20 protein-coding genes are annotated in these 16196 nt (G+C 62.1%); 1 reads left to right on the top strand and 19 read right to left on the bottom strand.

Annotation, left to right across the window (positions count from 1 at the left end; translation table 11 throughout):
* The first annotated feature begins 636 nt into the window (after window positions 1-636).
* Window positions 637-1824, top strand: coding sequence for an acyltransferase (locus OHZ10_RS08245; protein WP_342704302.1), 1188 nt, complete (start codon window positions 637-639; stop codon window positions 1822-1824).
* 1 nt (window position 1825) lies between these two features.
* Here the strand turns inward: OHZ10_RS08245 and OHZ10_RS08240 are convergent, their stop codons facing one another.
* From OHZ10_RS08240 to OHZ10_RS08150, 19 genes are all read right to left on the bottom strand, one after another.
* Window positions 1826-2407, bottom strand: a complete 582-nt coding sequence (locus OHZ10_RS08240; RefSeq protein WP_342704301.1) for a lipase family protein — start codon at window positions 2405-2407, stop codon at window positions 1826-1828.
* Window positions 2404-2871: a hypothetical protein gene (locus OHZ10_RS08235; protein WP_342704300.1), complete on the bottom strand. Its 468-nt coding sequence runs from the start codon at window positions 2869-2871 to the stop codon at window positions 2404-2406. Before OHZ10_RS08235 ends, OHZ10_RS08240 begins: the two co-directional genes overlap by 4 nt.
* A 41-nt stretch (window positions 2872-2912) precedes the next feature.
* Window positions 2913-3128 carry a hypothetical protein gene (locus OHZ10_RS08230; protein WP_342704299.1) on the bottom strand — a complete coding sequence of 72 codons (216 nt, stop codon included), beginning with the start codon at window positions 3126-3128 and terminating at the stop codon, window positions 2913-2915.
* Window positions 3129-3131: 3 nt separating this feature from the next.
* Entirely contained in the window at window positions 3132-3683 is a 552-nt protein-coding gene (locus OHZ10_RS08225; protein ID WP_342704298.1) for a hypothetical protein, read from the bottom strand.
* Between the two features lie 60 nt (window positions 3684-3743).
* Window positions 3744-4361, bottom strand: a complete 618-nt coding sequence (locus tag OHZ10_RS08220; RefSeq protein WP_342704296.1) for a glycoside hydrolase family 19 protein — start codon at window positions 4359-4361, stop codon at window positions 3744-3746.
* The gene (locus tag OHZ10_RS08215) at window positions 4358-4726 is read right to left on the bottom strand and encodes a hypothetical protein (protein ID WP_342704295.1); all 369 of its coding nucleotides are present in this window, start codon (window positions 4724-4726) and stop codon (window positions 4358-4360) included. The genes OHZ10_RS08220 and OHZ10_RS08215 overlap by 4 nt, the downstream gene beginning before the upstream one ends.
* Window positions 4727-4748: 22 nt before the next feature.
* Complete coding sequence (locus OHZ10_RS08210; protein WP_342704294.1) at window positions 4749-6569, bottom strand: NosD domain-containing protein; 1821 nt, start codon at window positions 6567-6569, stop codon at window positions 4749-4751.
* Between the two features lie 40 nt (window positions 6570-6609).
* Window positions 6610-7242, bottom strand: a complete 633-nt coding sequence (locus tag OHZ10_RS08205) for a hypothetical protein (RefSeq protein ID WP_342704293.1) — start codon at window positions 7240-7242, stop codon at window positions 6610-6612.
* On the bottom strand, window positions 7211-7945 hold the full coding sequence (locus OHZ10_RS08200) for a gp53-like domain-containing protein (protein WP_342704291.1): 735 nt from the start codon (window positions 7943-7945) through the stop codon (window positions 7211-7213). Before OHZ10_RS08200 ends, OHZ10_RS08205 begins: the two co-directional genes overlap by 32 nt.
* A 14-nt stretch (window positions 7946-7959) precedes the next feature.
* Window positions 7960-8859 carry a hypothetical protein gene (locus OHZ10_RS08195; protein WP_342704290.1) on the bottom strand — a complete coding sequence of 300 codons (900 nt, stop codon included), beginning with the start codon at window positions 8857-8859 and terminating at the stop codon, window positions 7960-7962.
* Window positions 8860-8862: 3 nt separating this feature from the next.
* Window positions 8863-10257: a baseplate J/gp47 family protein gene (locus OHZ10_RS08190; protein ID WP_342704289.1), complete on the bottom strand. Its 1395-nt coding sequence runs from the start codon at window positions 10255-10257 to the stop codon at window positions 8863-8865.
* Between the two features lie 17 nt (window positions 10258-10274).
* Window positions 10275-10622: a hypothetical protein gene (locus OHZ10_RS08185; protein WP_342704287.1), complete on the bottom strand. Its 348-nt coding sequence runs from the start codon at window positions 10620-10622 to the stop codon at window positions 10275-10277.
* A gap of 12 nt (window positions 10623-10634) precedes the next feature.
* The gene (locus OHZ10_RS08180) at window positions 10635-11288 is read right to left on the bottom strand and encodes a hypothetical protein (RefSeq protein WP_342704285.1); all 654 of its coding nucleotides are present in this window, start codon (window positions 11286-11288) and stop codon (window positions 10635-10637) included.
* Complete coding sequence (locus tag OHZ10_RS08175) at window positions 11281-12252, bottom strand: hypothetical protein (protein WP_342704284.1); 972 nt, start codon at window positions 12250-12252, stop codon at window positions 11281-11283. The genes OHZ10_RS08180 and OHZ10_RS08175 overlap by 8 nt, the downstream gene beginning before the upstream one ends.
* A 3-nt stretch (window positions 12253-12255) precedes the next feature.
* Window positions 12256-12534 carry a phage baseplate plug family protein gene (locus OHZ10_RS08170; RefSeq protein ID WP_342704283.1) on the bottom strand — a complete coding sequence of 93 codons (279 nt, stop codon included), beginning with the start codon at window positions 12532-12534 and terminating at the stop codon, window positions 12256-12258.
* Complete coding sequence (locus OHZ10_RS08165) at window positions 12531-13265, bottom strand: hypothetical protein (RefSeq protein ID WP_342704282.1); 735 nt, start codon at window positions 13263-13265, stop codon at window positions 12531-12533. The genes OHZ10_RS08170 and OHZ10_RS08165 overlap by 4 nt, the downstream gene beginning before the upstream one ends.
* A 1-nt stretch (window position 13266) precedes the next feature.
* Window positions 13267-15012: a lytic transglycosylase domain-containing protein gene (locus OHZ10_RS08160; RefSeq protein WP_342704280.1), complete on the bottom strand. Its 1746-nt coding sequence runs from the start codon at window positions 15010-15012 to the stop codon at window positions 13267-13269.
* Between the two features lie 120 nt (window positions 15013-15132).
* Window positions 15133-15744: a hypothetical protein gene (locus OHZ10_RS08155; protein ID WP_342704278.1), complete on the bottom strand. Its 612-nt coding sequence runs from the start codon at window positions 15742-15744 to the stop codon at window positions 15133-15135.
* Window positions 15741-16187 carry a hypothetical protein gene (locus tag OHZ10_RS08150; RefSeq protein WP_342704277.1) on the bottom strand — a complete coding sequence of 149 codons (447 nt, stop codon included), beginning with the start codon at window positions 16185-16187 and terminating at the stop codon, window positions 15741-15743. Before OHZ10_RS08150 ends, OHZ10_RS08155 begins: the two co-directional genes overlap by 4 nt.
* Window positions 16188-16196: the final 9 nt, after the last annotated feature.

Here is a 16196-nt window from a genome sequence, read left to right as displayed (position 1 = left end):
ACATACAACTTCGTCAAAGACGCCCTGACGAAAAACCACTACGCCGTGCCTGCGTCCGAGCGCCAGAAAGCAAAAAGCCCGGTTCGATGAACCGGGCTTTTTGCTTGAATTTGTTGGGGTGGCTGATGGGACTCGAACCCACGACGACAGGAATCACAATCCTAGTGTGTCATCCATATGCAGCAAGCCTCACAGGAGCGTAAGTGGGAATTTTACCGTAAAACTTGCCCTTGATTCAACAGGCTTTTTTCAACCTCATTCCCATCACTTCCCGGTGCGTTACACTGTACATTCATACAGTGAATTTCGCCCATCGTGCCACTCAATGCGACCCCATATATTGGCCTGCACGTCCGCACCGTCACGTGCACATGCTGGACCTGCGAACACTGGGCCGGCACCGCGGAGCCGGGCGCAGGCGTCGCACATTGCACGCATCCGAAGTGCTCGCCGATGCGCGTTCAGCCCTACCACGGGTGCAGTTGCTGGACGCGCGCGACGGGCCTCGACGAGCTGGACGACGAGACCTGCGACGCGCTGGCGCTGCGCTATTTCTGACCGACAGCAGCGAACGCCTGCGGTTCTCCTGACGACGGAGGTCGGTTAGAATGCGCATGAAATTTCATCAGATGAAAAATGCGAGATAACCTCCCCGCCCTGACTTCGTTGCGGTTCCTGGCCGCCGCGGCGATCGTCGTGCATCACACCGGCGCGTATTTTGGATACGGCGCGTGGCTTCGACAGCATGTCCCCCTCGACCAAGGCGTTTCCTTCTTCTTCGTCCTGTCCGGCTTTGTGCTCTTCTATAGCCACCCGGAGTTGCCGACGTTCCGCGAATGGGGTCGATTCTGGGTCGCGCGAATTGCGCGGATCTGGCCAGCTCATGTCACGCTGATTTTCTTGATCCTCGTGTTCTTCCCGTGGCCATGGGGCTACTTCGCGGAGGGGCTGACGAATCCGCCGCTTCTACAGAACGTCCTGTTGCTGCAAAGCTGGACGCCACGGCCGACGCACTTCTATTCCTTCAACGAGCTGTCATGGAGCATCTCGACTGAGTCGTTCTTCTACGCGATGTTCCCGCTCCTGATCTGGCGATGGGATCGAACGTGGTGGTGGAAGATCGCGCTATGCGCGAGCGGTGCCATGTTCATGATCTGGTATGCGACGCATATCGGCGCGACAGGCTTGGTCGAAGGTGAGGACAAGGTCAGTTACGACTCCCTGGTCTATATCTTTCCTGTGGCCCGTATCTTCGAATTTTCGCTGGGCGTGGCGGCCGGATCCCTGTACCTGAGACTGAAGGATCGGATTGGAGGGTGGCCAACGTTGACGATCGGCATCGCGCAGGCGGCTGTGCTGTTCGGTGGACTGGCAGCGGCGCACTACTTCCCGGGCGTCGCCGACCTGATCGGCATGTATCGCCCGCACCTGATGCCGCCGGCGGCGCATAAGTGGTGGTACGAATGCGGCAACGCGATCATTTTCGCAGGGATCATCTTCGCGATGGCGTTCAGCACGGGCATCCTCGCGCGTGCGTTGTCACCGAAGCTTTTCGTGCGGCTGGGCGAGATCAGCTTCGCGATGTATATGACGCACCAGATCGTGTTCCGCGCGCTGCTGCGCACGACGACCTTCCCGAAGTTCGGAGACAACCTGACTCAGATCATCGTCTTCTGGCTGATGGTGCTGGTCTTCTCCTATGGCCTCTGGGCGCTCGTTGAAACGCGGTGCCGGCGCACGATCGTCAACGCGTTCGATCGGTTGTTCGCTCCGGCGCGCGTTGCCGCATCGGCACAGGACCTTAGGCAGCGTGCCGAGCATTGACCTACGTCAGCGCGGCAATCACGCGCGCGATTGCATGATCGGTCACGTTCGCGAACGGTAGCGCCGGCCGGCCGATCTGCTGGATGGCGCCGGCATGGCACCAGTCCGGTGGCAGATCCGGAACGATGTCGTTCCCGTTCTTGTACAGGCTGAGTGGCACCTTCGTAAGTAGCGATGCAACGCTGTCGTTCGTGCTCACGCGTGGCGGCTCGAAACCGTAGACCGCCGCCGGCGCGTTGCCGCCAACCACCATCGCCGACGCGGCCATGATCGCGATCGCCGCGCCGAGCGAGTGACCGACGAGCGTCACCGGCCGGCCACCGATCGCAGCGAGCACGTCAACCGCGATCGCGCCCCATGCCTTCCAGAATCCGTGATGCACCTGGCCGATGCCGATCACGTCGATCGGATGGGCGTCCAGATCGGCCGCGACGCAATCGAGGTTGTCGGTGCCTGGGAAGGCGACGACCAGGCCGCTGGCCGTCTGCCGCACGATCGCGCGCGAGGCGCTGTCCGCATTGCCGATGTCCGGCTTCGCGGAATACGCCTCCTGCGCAAGCAGCGCGTAATCGCGCGGGGTCATTTCAGCGGCGCGCCCGCGAGCGGCGTCGAGGCGGCGGTCGGCGCGGTTGCGGCGGTGATGAGCTGATCGATCATCCCCTGCACGAGCGGCCCGAACGTCTGGAGCGCGAGCAGCACGACCTGCTGCTGCGGGAGCGCCGGGACGGCCTGCACGATCGTGATCGCCATCGGCAGCAGGCTGTCATGGATCGTGCGTAGGTCCGTGACGTTGAGCTGCGCGCCGGCTGCGCAGATGGCTTCGTTTGAGGCGATGACGCCGGGCTTCGTGGCATCGCCCGGGGCGCCGCTCAGCAGTTGCTGCTGCGCCGGCGTGAGCAGCGGTGATGCGGCGATGATCTTCAGGTCGGCATTGACGATCGGGCAGGCCTGCGTGAACTGTTCCTGCAGAGTCGGCAACGATTTGCAGCCGGCGACGAGTGCGACGGACGCGACAATGCCTGCCGCGAGCAGCATGAGCTTCTTCATGGGGTTCCTTCGGGAGTGGTGCCGCGGTGTGCGGCGGTCGGTTACTGCTGGGGTGCTGCCGGAACGGCATTACGCGTGATCAGTCGGTTGATGGCAGCATGTGCCGCTGCGCAGACCAGACCGGTGACGAGGACCGAGACGCTCTCCGGGACTGAGGTATGGAACAGCGCCGTTAGCGCCCATTGCACGGCGGGTTCGACCGTTGCGGCACTGATCGTGACGCCGCCGGTTACGATGCTCGAGGTGGGTGCGGGCATGGCTTACTCCTGGTTGTGGTGGATGACTTCGACGTCGGAGAACTGATAGCCCTCCTTCGCGTATTTCTGGGCGATCCAGAGAGGGAAAGGCATCGCGTGCAATCCCTCGTCTTTCCCGATGTGGTGCGCCTTGCAGAGCAACATGCCATTCACGGTCATGTCGTCGACGAACTGCGTCCAGTCGGTAAAGCCATCCCAATCGAACGCCTTGATGTGCTCGCCCCAGAATCCGGCCTGCGCGTCGAATTTGAAGCGCTCCCAGTCGATCAACTCGGCCAGCGACCGCTCGATCGGGTGGTGGTGGGCCTCGAGCGGATGGCCGGATTCCTCGGCCGTCGCATTGCATATGAAGCAGCGGGCGCCCTCACGCGCGATCAGATCCTTGCGTGTGCGCTCGAACAGCGCGGTCGTCTTGCGTTCGGCATGCTCCGGGATGTTCACGGCCACCGAGAGCGTCTCTTTCTCGGTGTGTGCTTGCGTGACTTTCGCGAGCCCCTCGGCTGTGCAGTGCTCGCACGGATGCTCGAGCGGCATGTCATGGCTGCATCGGGTCATGTCTGATCCAGAAATGAAAAAGCCCGGCGCACGGCCGGGCGGAATTGAAGGATTGAGGGTTCAGGTCACGCCGAGCGCTTTTTTTGCCGCACCGTACAGGTACAGGCGCTGCGAATAGCCGTTCAGGCCGCCGTTGACCACGCGAGTGATCTGCTGGAACTGGCCGGCGTCGGCCAGCGCATTCAAGCCATGCGCGGCCCACCACCAGGCAGCCGATGCCGCGGCATTCACCGGCACGGCGAGCAGGTCAGGCTGCTGAACGAGCGGCAGGCCGAGCGCAACGGCGCAGAGCTGGTAGTTGTCATGGAAAGTGATCTGCACCAGACCGCGGCCCCGATACCGCCAGCCGTCGCCGCTTGCCTCATTGCCGTTCCCGTACCGACTCGCATAGACGCGATTCGCGATGGCCGGCGGCCGGCGCGCATACTGCTGCGCCTCGGCTTCGCTGAAGTACTTCGGGAAAGTCGCGAGTAACCCCTCCGCGCTGTAGTTCAGGTTCTCGGAGACGGCGGACAGGCGCGCGCTCTCGACGCCGATCTGCGCCAGAAACGCGGCCGCGCGTAGCGGCGTGTTGACCTGGTGCGCATCGCACGCAGCTTGAAGTGGCGCGAGCCACTGCGCTGCGAGTGCCGGCGATGCGCCGCAGCCGGCAGCGATGATCGCGGTCGTCAGATTCATGATTGCCCCGGCCATTCCGGCCACTTGCCATGCACAATCGCCCAGATCACGCCGCCGATCGTGATGAATGGCCCGAGCCAGATCACCAGCCGCCGAAGGAATCGGCCGAGGCCAGCGAAGAAGCTGATACCGGTGTTCGCGAACTGCATCAGCGCGATCAGCTCGGCCGTATTCGACTCGACCTTCTGCGTCACCTGCGTGTTACGCGAAAGTTCATCGTGATAGGAGCTGACCTGTTGCTCGAGAGTGCTCATCCGAATCTCCAGATCCGTGATGCGGGCAGGCGTCACTGCGCCGTCCGCGTGTGCATGTGGATGGTTCATGGGCCCCGGTATGAAAAATGCCGCCCGGAGGCGGCTGGTCATCTTGTTGGAAGTTCGATGCGCCTTATTGGACAAGCGTGGCGCGGATATACCCGTTGCACGTCTGAGTGCTCGTCGTGAACTGCGAGTTGCCGATGAGATAGACCGTCGTCGTCGATGCGAATGTCTCGCGCACGACTGGCGTCGATTGCGACATCGATCCGACGTTGCTGCCCGTCGCGCTGATGCCACCCACGTCCGTCCGATACGGCTGCGACCCCATCGTTGCCGAAGTGAGGCTGATGCTCGCGTGCATGTAGTTGACGACCGTCGTCGAAGCGGGAGCGAATTGAACGACGCCCATCACGTCCCATGTGCCCGGCGGGAGGTTGATCGATGTGCAGTTGACCGGTGTGTTGGTCGTCATCGACGTTCCGCTGGTCGTATTCGTGTTGAGTTGCCCGACCGATGGAAGCGTGATGCTGGCGGTTCCCGTCGTGGTGTTGTTGATCTGCCGTACGCTCGTCGTCGTACCCTGCCCGATCGTATAGTTGTACATCGCGTTGTTCTGGAACACGCTGTTCGACAAGCCTTGGAGCGTGAGCGTCGGCGACGCGCCGAGCCAGTTTCCGTTGATGTCGATAGACGAGTTTCCGGACGCGAACCACAGGTTATAGCCGGTCTGGTTCTCGATGTAGTTTCCCGCGATCACACCGCCGGAAACGTTGCTTGAGATGATGCCGCCGTAGTTGCCTTCGATGTCGTTCCCGATGATCGAGAAGCCATTGATGTTCGTCGGCGACGACATCTTGATCGCAGCATCGGAGTTCGTGATCCCGTTGCTGAAGAAACCGTTCTGATGAATCTGCGCATTGTTGCAGCTTGCATCGATCGAACAGTCGATCGCGGCACCCTTGGTGCTGTAGAACGAGTTGTGATCGATGATCGGCCCGTAGGTCGTCGTGAACGACAGCCCGACCTGGTAGCCCTGCACGATATTGCCCGTGAATTGCGGAGCCGATTCGTTCTGAAACGTCACGGCCGTCTGGCCGCCGCCGGTTACGTTCGGCGTGATGAAGTTGATCCCCGTGATCTTGATCGTCGGGTTCGTGTTGCCGTTATACGTGCTCGGATTGAATCGGAACGTGGGAACGGCAGTCGACGCATCGTTGTAGATCTTCGTGCACTGACCGTCGCCCTGAATCCAATAGTTGTTCGTCGACGATTCCTGCAGAGACGCCGTGATGCGGTACGTGCCGCACGGTATATGCAGGATCCCGTTGGCCGACGCATTCAGCGCATTCTGCAACGCGGTCGTATCGTCGTTGCCGTTGCCGTGCGTGCCGTTCGAATTCCCGAGCGCACCATACGCTTTCGCGTTGGTCATCGAGTCGATCAGGCCGCGCGTGTTCGCGCTCGTGATGTAGTTGTCGAAGCCCGAGCCGCTGACAGTGCCAGTGACCGACAAACCATCCACCAGCGTCACCAGACCCGTCGACGTCGAGATCGAGAACGGCGTATCGGCGTACGAACCCGATACATAGCGATCGAGATACAGGCCGCCGGCCGAGTTCGCATGCACCGACCATTCGGTGGCGCCCGATTTCCCGAAATTCAGATATGCGGCATTGGCGCCGGTCGAGTCATTGATCGTGAACGTCGGGCTGGGATAGCTGACGGAAACAGCGCCGGTCGCCGTCAGTGAACCCGAGATCGTGGGATTCGCGATAGTCGGCGCGCTCGACAGCACAACCGACCCACTGCCTGTTGCCGTGGTCGTCCCGGTGCCACCGTTTGCCGTCGTCAGCGGGTTCTGCAGCGTCAAGCTATTCAGAATCGGCGAGGGATACGATTGCGCGAATACCAGTGCCGGCAGCGCAAACAGCAGAATGAGCAGTTTCTTCATGAGGTTGTTCTCGTGGTCAATCGCAGGTTCGTCGCAAGAATCAGGACTTCGACAGAATTCCGCCGTTGTTCCAAAGGACGCCGGACGTTGCCGGTAGCGTGGTTGACAGACCGTTGAACCATGCGAGATAGAGCGATCCGAACGTGGCCGACGGCATGCCCGTGATCGAACTGTTCACGAACGCGGTCGTCGCGATCTGCGTCGTATTCGTACCGGTCGTCGCGGTGGGTGCGGCCGGCGTTCCGGTGAAGGTCGGCGAAGCGAGCGGCGCGAGCCCAGTCGCACATGCGAAGCCCGTTCCGCTCGTGTAATTCAGTGCACTACCCGAACCACTACATGACGGCATCGCATATGCGGTCACACCGGCAGCAGCCGACGTCACGTTTGCAAGCACGGTGTTCGCCGCGATGTTCGATAGGCTGCTCAGCGGCAGGCCGCCGGTGAAAGTCGGCGTGTTCGTGAACGTCGCGTTCGTCAGGGCCGCTGTCCCGTTGACCGTGATGTTGTTGAAGATCGGCGACGGATACGTTTGAGCGAATGCGATCGCGGGCGCGATCAGCAAAGCGAGCAGAGTCTTTTTCATGGCGTCCTGACAATAAAAAAGCCCTCCGAAGAGGGCTCGATGAGATGCGGTTGCTGGCTCAGTAGCCGATCGCGATATATGACCCTGCATCGACCTGATTCGGGCCGATGTTGACCAGTGCACCAACCGTCAGGCTCGATGTGCCCGCGACAAGCGCGCTACCCTGATTCGTGATGTTCTTGCCGCCGACCGGCACGAACGCGAACAGCTTATTCACGAAAGGCGCAGCGAACGTCACGGAGGCTATGCCAGATCCAGGAACGATCGGCGTCGGGCCCCATTCGAGGAACAGGTTGATCAACGCGCCGCTGTAATACGTGGGGATCGTCAAATACCCACTCGGTCCGATCAGGGACGCGAGCTGTCCGAGCGCCAGAGCCTGACCCGGTAGCGCCGCATTGCCGATTGCGAGGGGATCCGAGAATGCGCCCGGTCCAGTCCACGTATTCGGACCAGTCCACGTATTCGTGTCCCCGAGTTGTCCGAAGGCTTGCATCTGACCCATGGTCGGCGCGCAGTATGCGTAATCGCCTGCCGACCATGCCTGCGCTGTCGTGCCCTCTTGGCCGCGCTGCAGGCCGCTCAGCGTTGCGCCCGTGATGGACGTCGCGTAGATCACTTCGAACTGCTGGCGCGTGGCCTGATCGTTGAGCGTGATGACAAGCGCCTTGCCGGCCGGGATCGACGTCGGAAGATTGGCCGCGCTCGACAACGTGAGCGAGGTAGCAGTAGACGAGATCGCCCCCGCCAACGTGGTGCTGACGTTGTTGGCGAACGTGAAAAGGGATGGCATGTGTGAATTCCAGGCTATGCGATCGAGATGGCGCCGAAGTTATTCCAGAGCTGGCCGGTGCCGGTTGTCGGCGGCGTCAGCGGAAGATTGCCGCCGCCGAGCGCGAGAAGCTCGAGCGGGAAGGTCGTGTCGAAGTACAGCGGGGGCGCCGACGGATTCGGCGTGACGCCCGGCACGACCGAGATCAGACCACCGTTCCAATACACGGCGCCCGGTGCGAGACCGACAGGGCTGGTCGGATACGTGAACGCGAATGGCATCGTGAGCACGCCGCCATCGTTGAAGAACTTGACGATGTTGAACTGCAGCTGGTACTCGAACGGGAACTGGAGCGCCCCGTTCTCATAGCAGAGCTGCAGCGCATCGAACCCGACGCTGTCGAGCGCAGTCACGGCGAACACGGTGCCCGTGACCGTGATCATCGGCGGATCGTTCAGCACCGGATAGTCGCTGCCGTTCACCCCGTTGATGAAACGCGAAATCCGATTCTTCAACCACTGCATCGAGAACTGCATACCGTCGCCGCGGTATGTGTGCCACGTCAGCACGCGCTTGTAGATGTCGTCATTCGCGACCGATGCCGTCTGGCTCGCGGAGTAATACTGCGCGTTGTAGGCGATCGTGTTGTAGGGATTCGCGTTGTACCCAGCGAACCGTACCGACGTCTGCGATGCGAGCACCGGCCGGCGAATGCCGTAGACGCCCTGTCCGATCCAATCCAGCAGCGCGCCGGTGATGAACGGCGATGTATACAGACCGAGCGGCGTCTGATTGAACCAGTCGAGATAACCCTGCGAGAGCGCGTTGAAGCTGTCGACAAAAGCCTGCAGCGACGGATCGTCCTCATATTCCTTGTAGAGATACGACGGAATGACCTTCTGCAGCGGCTGGGTGCCAAATGACTCAATCTGCATGCGTCACCCCTGCGCGACGGTCACGCCCGTATCCGAGCAGAAGAAATAGCTTTCCGGGTCGGACAGGATGATGTCGGTGCCCGCCGCCGGCGTTACGGCCACGCCGTTGATCGTTACCGCGAATTCGAGCGTCGTCACATTCGGACCATCGATCACCGGGGCGACTGCCGAGAGGAACGTCGCCGTCATCTCGTTCAGGTTGATCGGCTGGCCGGCATAGATCGAGTTCAGGTATGACTGCAACTGCGGCGCCGCGAGCTGATTCACCGAACTGCCGGCTGTGAACGATGGGAGCGTCGTATTCCACGTCACCGCGAGCGTCAAGACTTGCTGCGGCGGATTCACGAACGGGATGTTGTAGGTATTCGGATTCTGGAACAGCGACACGTTCACGTTGCGCGGATTCGGCGAGAAGCTCGCGCCGCCCGTGTACGTGCCGAAACCCGCGCCATTCGTTGACGTGGTGATCGCATTCCCCGAGATCGAAGCAACGGTATAGGTGCCGTTGAACGCGCTCGGCGTCGCTCCCGTCACCGCGAACGTCTGGCCGACCGCATATCCGCTGCCCAGATTTGTCTGGATGACAACGGGGTTCGCATTCGACATGCTGGTGATACTGAGCTGCGAGCCCTTCAATAGCGCGATGTCCGGCGTGCCCTGCAGGATCGCTGCGGCGACCGCATATGCATCACCGCCGCCACATACGACCTGCCAGCCGCCCGTCACCTGGTTGATCGAGATCAGGCGCTGTTGCACGCCCGTGATCTTGCCGAGCAGCGTCTTGAGGAATGCCGGCGTGCCGACGGACGTCACCTGCCCCGCCAGCATCACGCGGCTGCGGTAGTCCTGCGGGCTTTCGGTACTCGTCGCGGCCGTGCCGGCCTGCGGGTTGTTCACCGTGATCGCGCCGACGTATTCGCTCGGCAGCGACGTAATGATCTGGTTGACGGTGTTTTGCGGGATCGCAAACGAACCGCTGGTGGTCGACACTGCATAAAGCTGCGCGGACTGCCCGCTCGCTTGAATCACGCCGCCGTCCTGAAGCGCGTATTGGTGCGCGCCATCACCGACCACGAAGCCGACCGGAAAGACGTAGCCTGCGGGGCCATTGAATACGACGTAGACGCTCGCGTTCGCGCTGACGCCCTGCGGGACGCCGAACTGCGCGCCGAGCTGCGCGAGCACGAAAGCATTCGCACCGAAAGGCGTAACGCTGTTCACTGCCTCGACGCGCGCCTGGTCGATGGTCGTCAGCGCACCGACGTCAGTCGAAGCGATGTCCTCGATCAGGCTGCCAGGCAGATTGGCCGTATAGTCCGGCACCTCGGCGGCCACGCCGTTGACGAGGTTCTGCCGCAGCGTGGCCGGATCGGTCGCAACCGGGCCGGCTGCTGTCATGACGAGGGGAATCGAGCTCATATGGCTACGGTCGCGTTCAGTAGCGCGCCGCTATGCGCGACGGCCTGGATGTTGTAGACGGGCGGGAAACTACCGGGCGCTCGCACAATCGCGAGAGACGCGAAATACGGCGCAAACTGTTGCTGCGTCGCCATCGCATAGAAGTCGGGGAAAACCTGCGTGACGACGGTCTGCTGCGCCGGTATTCCGTAATTTGCGTAGAACGGCGATTCGCCGAGATTCAGCTTCAGCACTTGACAAAGATCCGTCAGGTAGACGTTGTCGTTGTAGCCGTTGGCGTCTGTCGTGACTGAAACCCATCGATACGTGCCGTCTGCGTTGTAGATCCTGCCCCACGTGCGCACGTTTTTGCTCCCTCAATTGATGGGCGGATCGCTTTGAACCTTTGATCCGGTGCCCGGGAAATACCCGTGCGTATGGTCCTCGTAACTGTTGCCGTCGATCGACAGGCCCGACGTGTCAAGCGTGATCGTGCGGCCGCCGAAGCTCATCACGATGCCGGACGCGGTGAGCGCGAGCGATGCACCGCCATATTCCATCGTCACGCCGTTCTGGTTCACGACGCACGACGACGGCGTTCCCTGCGTGGTGCGCGCGATCATGCCGTTCGGGCCGCATACCTGCGCCGCGTTCGGGTCATCCGGCGGCGATGCCGCATTGCTGGTCGGCACGAACACGAGAGCGGTCAGATTGCCGCGGCGCCGGAAATCGGCTGTGCCACCCCCGAGCCCGGAAATGCCGCCCAGATACGCGTCGGCCGGCATAGTGACGCCCTTGTCGCCGACCTGCGTCGGATTGCGGATCCACGGGCTTTCGGCCTTCGGGATCCGCACCGGTGGAAGCGTCCACGTGCCCTGCATCTCGAACTCGACCGTGACAATCGAGCCGGAAACGGCCGTCACGCGGCACGGCAGTGCATTGCCAGTATCTTCGATCGCCTTCGCTGCACGATCGATCGCCAGTCGATTCAGCGATTTCTGAAGTGGCAGCTTTGCGTAGTTGTCAGCCATTGCTCATCACCGCGCAGTTCGCGACCGTCACCCACGACGCACCGTCGAGCGCGCGGAAATTGCCGATGTGTCGCAATTCGATCACCGAGAATTTGCCCTGGAACGCGCTCTTGTACTTCAGGTTCGACGGCAGCGCAGCCGCCGACGTCAGCACGATACCGGGCGTGTTCTGCAGCCCCTGCGGCATCAGCAGTTCGGTGCCGAGCTGGATGTCAGCGCGCATCACCAGCTTCACCTGCATCACGTTCGGCGCGATCCACGTCGGCTGACCGATGAAGTCCGTGAACGCAAGCTGCACTGTGTTCGGCTGATACGTGCTGTCGTAGACGACGATCTGGCCGGCCTGAATCGTGACTTGCACGCCCGCGTACTCGGCCCCGAGGAAGTTCCCCTGCGTGATCTCGGCGAGCAGCTGCGCAAGCTGCTCAAGCGTCGAGCACCGATGGACTTCGTCATGCGATTGCACCAGTTTGTCGCTGATGTTGACCAACGCGGACATCATCGGATAGGCAACTGACAGCGTCTGCTTCAACGCCTGCGCCAACGGCATACCCGCCGTCCAGTTCAACACGATGTTGCCGGGCTGATCGAGCGTGTACACCGCCGGGTTTAGTACCAGATCGAGCGTCATCTCGGTGCCTTCCCAGTTGCCGAAGGACTGCCACACCTGACCTGCAGCGAGCAGGCCGGCCTGCTTAGGATTCGCGAGCGGCAGACCTGCCTGCATCCCACCCTTCATGGACAGGTTCATGCCGGCGAATTGCTGCGCCTGCAGCAGATCCTCAAGCGGGACGCCCTCGATCAGGATCGATTGGCCGCCCATCGGCGTACCGTACGTCGCCACAGGAATGTCGAATTCGATGTTCAGCGCACCGGGATCGAACGCGCCATTCTGGTGCGACGTCCAGCGCCGGAATGGCTTCGTGCCGCCTTCCGGCGTGATGGTGATGTCGTAGTAGCGCATCGATCAGGGGTTGACTTCGAAATTGCCGGTGTCCTCGCGGTACAGCAACGTCGACGTCGAGAAGATGCCAGGCGCAAGCGGGATATCGATACCGAGGGGCGAGCCAACCATCCCGCCCGACCATGCGACGTTGCCGTTCTGGTCGGTCAGCGTCACATACCAGCGCTGCCCGGCGATGTTCCACGTCACCGACAATGCGTACGAAACGTCGTCGAGCGTGACAGTCGTCTGGAACGGCGGCGTCGTGGCGTTCGACGGCTGAAAAGCAATGAGCGTCGTCATAGCGCGGGCTGCGAAAGGAACTGATTCACGACGCCGGCCATGTTGCCGATGCCTTCGAGCGCGCCCTGTACGGCCGAGCCGGCGGCCGCCACAGCACCGGACCATGCCGGCGACGTCACCTGCTGGCCGCCCGCGAGTTTGCTCATCAGCGCGCCGAAAGCGCTGCTCGCCGCCTGCTGCGTCAGCAGCGGCTGAACGAAATCGAGCTGCCACTGAATCTGCTGCTGCCTGCCCTCGCCGCTCGTGACGTCCGTCATCGACGTCAGAATGCAGTTCGTGTAGATGCGCGCCGGCGTGGCAACATGGAACGTGCCGCCCGCCGCGCAATGGGCCTCAAGCGAGCTTTGCAGCGACGTGAAGATCGCCAGCTTCGTCAGATAGCCGCCGATGTCCTTCACCGGCGCGATCATGAGCAGCGAAACGTTCTTCGGCTGCATCACAATCGCATTCCCGGCGACCTGCTGATTCGCGAACGGATACGTGCCGACTGCGTTGTTGATGATCGTGCCACCGGGCAACACCACAAACCGCGCGAAAAAGTTGTCGAGACTCACGCTTCCGCTCGACAGGATGCTCTGCGCGAGCGCGCCGAGCTGTCCGACCAGCCCGATGATCGGCATCATGCCGCCGAGCGTGTTCGCGACGATCCCGCCGTTCAGGATGATCGGCGATACCTGAAACGACAGGTCGTACGCCGAGCGGAAGCCTGAAGAGAGGTCGAGTCCAGCCATGTCACATTCCCGGTGCTGCTGCGTTGGCCTGCACGGCGACGCGCGCGGACGTGTTGTTGCTAACCTGGACCGATACCTTCACCGCGTTGCGCTTGGCGACTTCGCCAGCGATCTGCGCGATGTAATTGCGCGTCTCGGCGGGAAGGTGGGAATCCCACTGACCGCCATTCTTCGCGATGTCCTTGTCGAGATTGCCCGGGCCCCAGTTGTACGCGGCGAGTGCCTTGCGGATATCGCCGCCGTACTTCTTCATCAGGGACTGCATGTAGCCACCCGAAGCGCCGGCCGAATCCTTGAAGTTGAAACGATCTCCGCCGTTGCCCCAATCGTTCCAGGTCGACGACGTAAATTGGAAGTCACCGATCGCCTGATCGCCGTTCTTCAGGAGCGGGCCGATCAGATTCTTCCCCGATTTCGACTCGACCTGCCACATGCGCGACAGCGTTCCTGGAGGAAGCCCACGCTGTTTCTCGATACCCGCAAGATAGCCGGCCGGATCGCTCGGCATTGTCAGCGCATGCCGCGTATATCCGAGCGCTTTGTCGGCGCCTGAAATCCCGCCCGTATTCCAGTCGTTCGGCCCGGATCCGAAATCGAAATCCCCGACTTCGGCATTCGATGACGATGACGTGTCGATGCCGAGGAACCGCGCCGCCTTCCTGATTGCATTCGCGACCAAGCCGATCAGACCGGCAAAGTCTTTCATGTCCTGCTGAAAGGTCGGCGAACCGAGATACGCCGTCATGCCGCTGATGCCGTCCGACACGGATTTCAGGTTCTTCGGCGTGAAGATGTCGTTGATCAGCTGGTCGGCATCCTTCGTGAGCGTCGTCACGAACGCGCGCAGCGACGGCGCGAGCTCGACAAGCCGGTTCGTCAGTGACGTTTCCAGCGCGCGGCCGGCGAGCGTGATCTGACGGTCGAATTCGTACCATGCCTGGGTCGTGCCATTGCTGACGTTCAGCGAACGCTGGTCGCTGCTGTACTGCGACCGCGCGGCGTTCAATTCCGACAACGGCGTATTGCCGAGCCTGCGCATGTCCTCGAGCGTCAGGCCAGACTGCGTGAAGCCGGCCGCCGACAGGTTCTCTGCGGTGCGCTGCGAGGCCGGCGTCTTCGTCCACCAGTCATGCGCGCGCGTGGCGAGACGCATCGCGAGCTGGTCGGGGCCTTGGTTCGAGACAGCCTGCGAGCCGAGGCCGGTCGCTAGGCCGAGCCATACGCGGCCTTGGTAGCTATTTTGCGCGTCCGCGACGTGCGACAGGATGCTCGGATCGAGGAAGCGCCCGAAATCCATCCCGAACGCCTTGTACTGGCCCGGCGTCAGCCCGACGCCACGCGCGCCACGCTGATCCGTTACGGCCGAATGCGCGAGATCGCGCAGGCTGATCGCGCCGAGGATGCCGCCCAGGCCGGCGATACCGCCGCCGATTGCACCGAACTTCAGCAGCCATTTCCCGATGTCGAACACGGCGCGGCCGACGCTGGCCGCCTCCTTCGCCATCTTCGACATCGTGTGCAGACCTTCGCGCGCCATGACATTGAACTGGCGCTGCGCCTCGGTCGCCGACTGAATTCCGCTCGATAGGGTCTTCGCAGTGGCCGCGTTCCGACGCATCGACGCGTCGATCTGCTGCCACTCTTTCGGCATGCTCTGGATCTTCGACTCGAACTGCTCGAACAGTTCGTAGAACGCCTTGAACTGCGCGTCGTTGATCTCGATCGGAATGATCGACTTGTTAGCCACTTGCGCCCCCCAGGGTTCGGATCAGCTCGAGAATGTTGCGATCACGGAAGTCTCGCGCGCTGCGGTATTCGAAGCCGTGGCGCTGCACCGTCTCCGCGAAGCCCTCGCTGGCCACGAACTTCAGGATGGAACCGACGACACCGCCAGTTGCGCCGAAGGCGCGGCCTTCGTCGAGCTCGGCAAGGAATCGGCGAATTCCATAGGCGACAAGGAGGTAATCGACCCCTTCAGCAGGGAAGCCGTGCTGCTCGCCTGTTTCTTCCGTTCCGCCTTGCTCGCGAGCGCACAGATGCAGGTAAAAAAAACGATCGCCGACTCCGCCTCGGCCTGATCCTCGTCATCGATCTTGCCGGCCGCGACCGCGCTCTCGATCGGCAGGAGATCCCAGCCGCCCGGGCCCGGCACGAGAACCATCGTCAGGCGGCGAATCTCGGCCATCAGCGCCGGCGTCACATCGTCGACGACGGTCTTCCCGTCCTTCGCGTAGCTGCCGCGCGCCTCGGCCTCGCGCTTGCCTTCGTCGATCAGCGTCAGCGCCGCGATGCGCGGGCCCGAGTCCATCATGTAGATGCCGCCGCGGCTCATCAGCGACGCCTTCGTCGCGGCAAGCACGCGATAGTTCGATTCGAACACCTGCCGTGCGATCGGCGTGTGGTAGGCCCACACGCGCACGCCGGTGTCATCGCTGACCACCGGCACGACGAGGTTCATCGCCTCATTGATCTGGATCACGTCATGCTCCACAGGTTGTTGTTGGTGTAGTACGTGCCGCGCAGCACCAGCATGCAGACCGCGTCCATGCCGTCGAACGCATTCGGGTCGAAGTGGCGGATCGCGGTGTCATACAGCGTGAACGAGTCGAACGCGGCGGAATCGCTGTTGATCTTGACCTGGCCGAGCACGCTATTCGCTTCCCACTGCGCGCGCCATGCCATCGACAGCGCCTGTGTGCGCAGGATGCCGACCGAGATCGTCGCCGGAACATACGGCGCCGGCGAGTTCACCAGCCCCGTGCCGGTACCCGTCTGGTCGGTGAAGTCACCTTCGAACGCAATGCGAGCGAATGACTTTCCCATGTACGGCGCGGTGATGTTCAGCGACGTGAACGCCGGCACGATGACCGAGCACCGGACGCGGTTCAGGGTGCCTTGGCTGACAAGCGGATTGGTTGCCATCTGAGGCTC

This window comes from Burkholderia arboris (assembly GCF_038723655.1).
GTDB classification, from domain to species: Bacteria; Pseudomonadota; Gammaproteobacteria; order Burkholderiales; family Burkholderiaceae; genus Burkholderia; species Burkholderia arboris.
Note: the sequence above shows the minus strand (reverse complement) of the source record. Positions and strands in the feature narration are given on the sequence as shown.

Coding starts and splice junctions, on each gene's coding strand:
- OHZ10_RS08245 (WP_342704302.1), top strand. CDS start 637: ATGCGAGATAACCTCCCCGCCCTGACTTCGTTGCGGTTCCTGGCCGCC.
- OHZ10_RS08240 (WP_342704301.1), bottom strand. CDS start 2,407: ATGACCCCGCGCGATTACGCGCTGCTTGCGCAGGAGGCGTATTCCGCG.
- OHZ10_RS08235 (WP_342704300.1), bottom strand. CDS start 2,871: ATGAAGAAGCTCATGCTGCTCGCGGCAGGCATTGTCGCGTCCGTCGCA.
- OHZ10_RS08230 (WP_342704299.1), bottom strand. CDS start 3,128: ATGCCCGCACCCACCTCGAGCATCGTAACCGGCGGCGTCACGATCAGT.
- OHZ10_RS08225 (WP_342704298.1), bottom strand. CDS start 3,683: ATGACCCGATGCAGCCATGACATGCCGCTCGAGCATCCGTGCGAGCAC.
- OHZ10_RS08220 (WP_342704296.1), bottom strand. CDS start 4,361: ATGAATCTGACGACCGCGATCATCGCTGCCGGCTGCGGCGCATCGCCG.
- OHZ10_RS08215 (WP_342704295.1), bottom strand. CDS start 4,726: ATGACCAGCCGCCTCCGGGCGGCATTTTTCATACCGGGGCCCATGAAC.
- OHZ10_RS08210 (WP_342704294.1), bottom strand. CDS start 6,569: ATGAAGAAACTGCTCATTCTGCTGTTTGCGCTGCCGGCACTGGTATTC.
- OHZ10_RS08205 (WP_342704293.1), bottom strand. CDS start 7,242: ATGCAGGGTCATATATCGCGATCGGCTACTGAGCCAGCAACCGCATCT.
- OHZ10_RS08200 (WP_342704291.1), bottom strand. CDS start 7,945: ATGCCATCCCTTTTCACGTTCGCCAACAACGTCAGCACCACGTTGGCG.
- OHZ10_RS08195 (WP_342704290.1), bottom strand. CDS start 8,859: ATGCAGATTGAGTCATTTGGCACCCAGCCGCTGCAGAAGGTCATTCCG.
- OHZ10_RS08190 (WP_342704289.1), bottom strand. CDS start 10,257: ATGACAGCAGCCGGCCCGGTTGCGACCGATCCGGCCACGCTGCGGCAG.
- OHZ10_RS08180 (WP_342704285.1), bottom strand. CDS start 11,288: ATGGCTGACAACTACGCAAAGCTGCCACTTCAGAAATCGCTGAATCGA.
- OHZ10_RS08175 (WP_342704284.1), bottom strand. CDS start 12,252: ATGCGCTACTACGACATCACCATCACGCCGGAAGGCGGCACGAAGCCA.
- OHZ10_RS08170 (WP_342704283.1), bottom strand. CDS start 12,534: ATGACGACGCTCATTGCTTTTCAGCCGTCGAACGCCACGACGCCGCCG.
- OHZ10_RS08165 (WP_342704282.1), bottom strand. CDS start 13,265: ATGGCTGGACTCGACCTCTCTTCAGGCTTCCGCTCGGCGTACGACCTG.
- OHZ10_RS08150 (WP_342704277.1), bottom strand. CDS start 16,187: ATGGCAACCAATCCGCTTGTCAGCCAAGGCACCCTGAACCGCGTCCGG.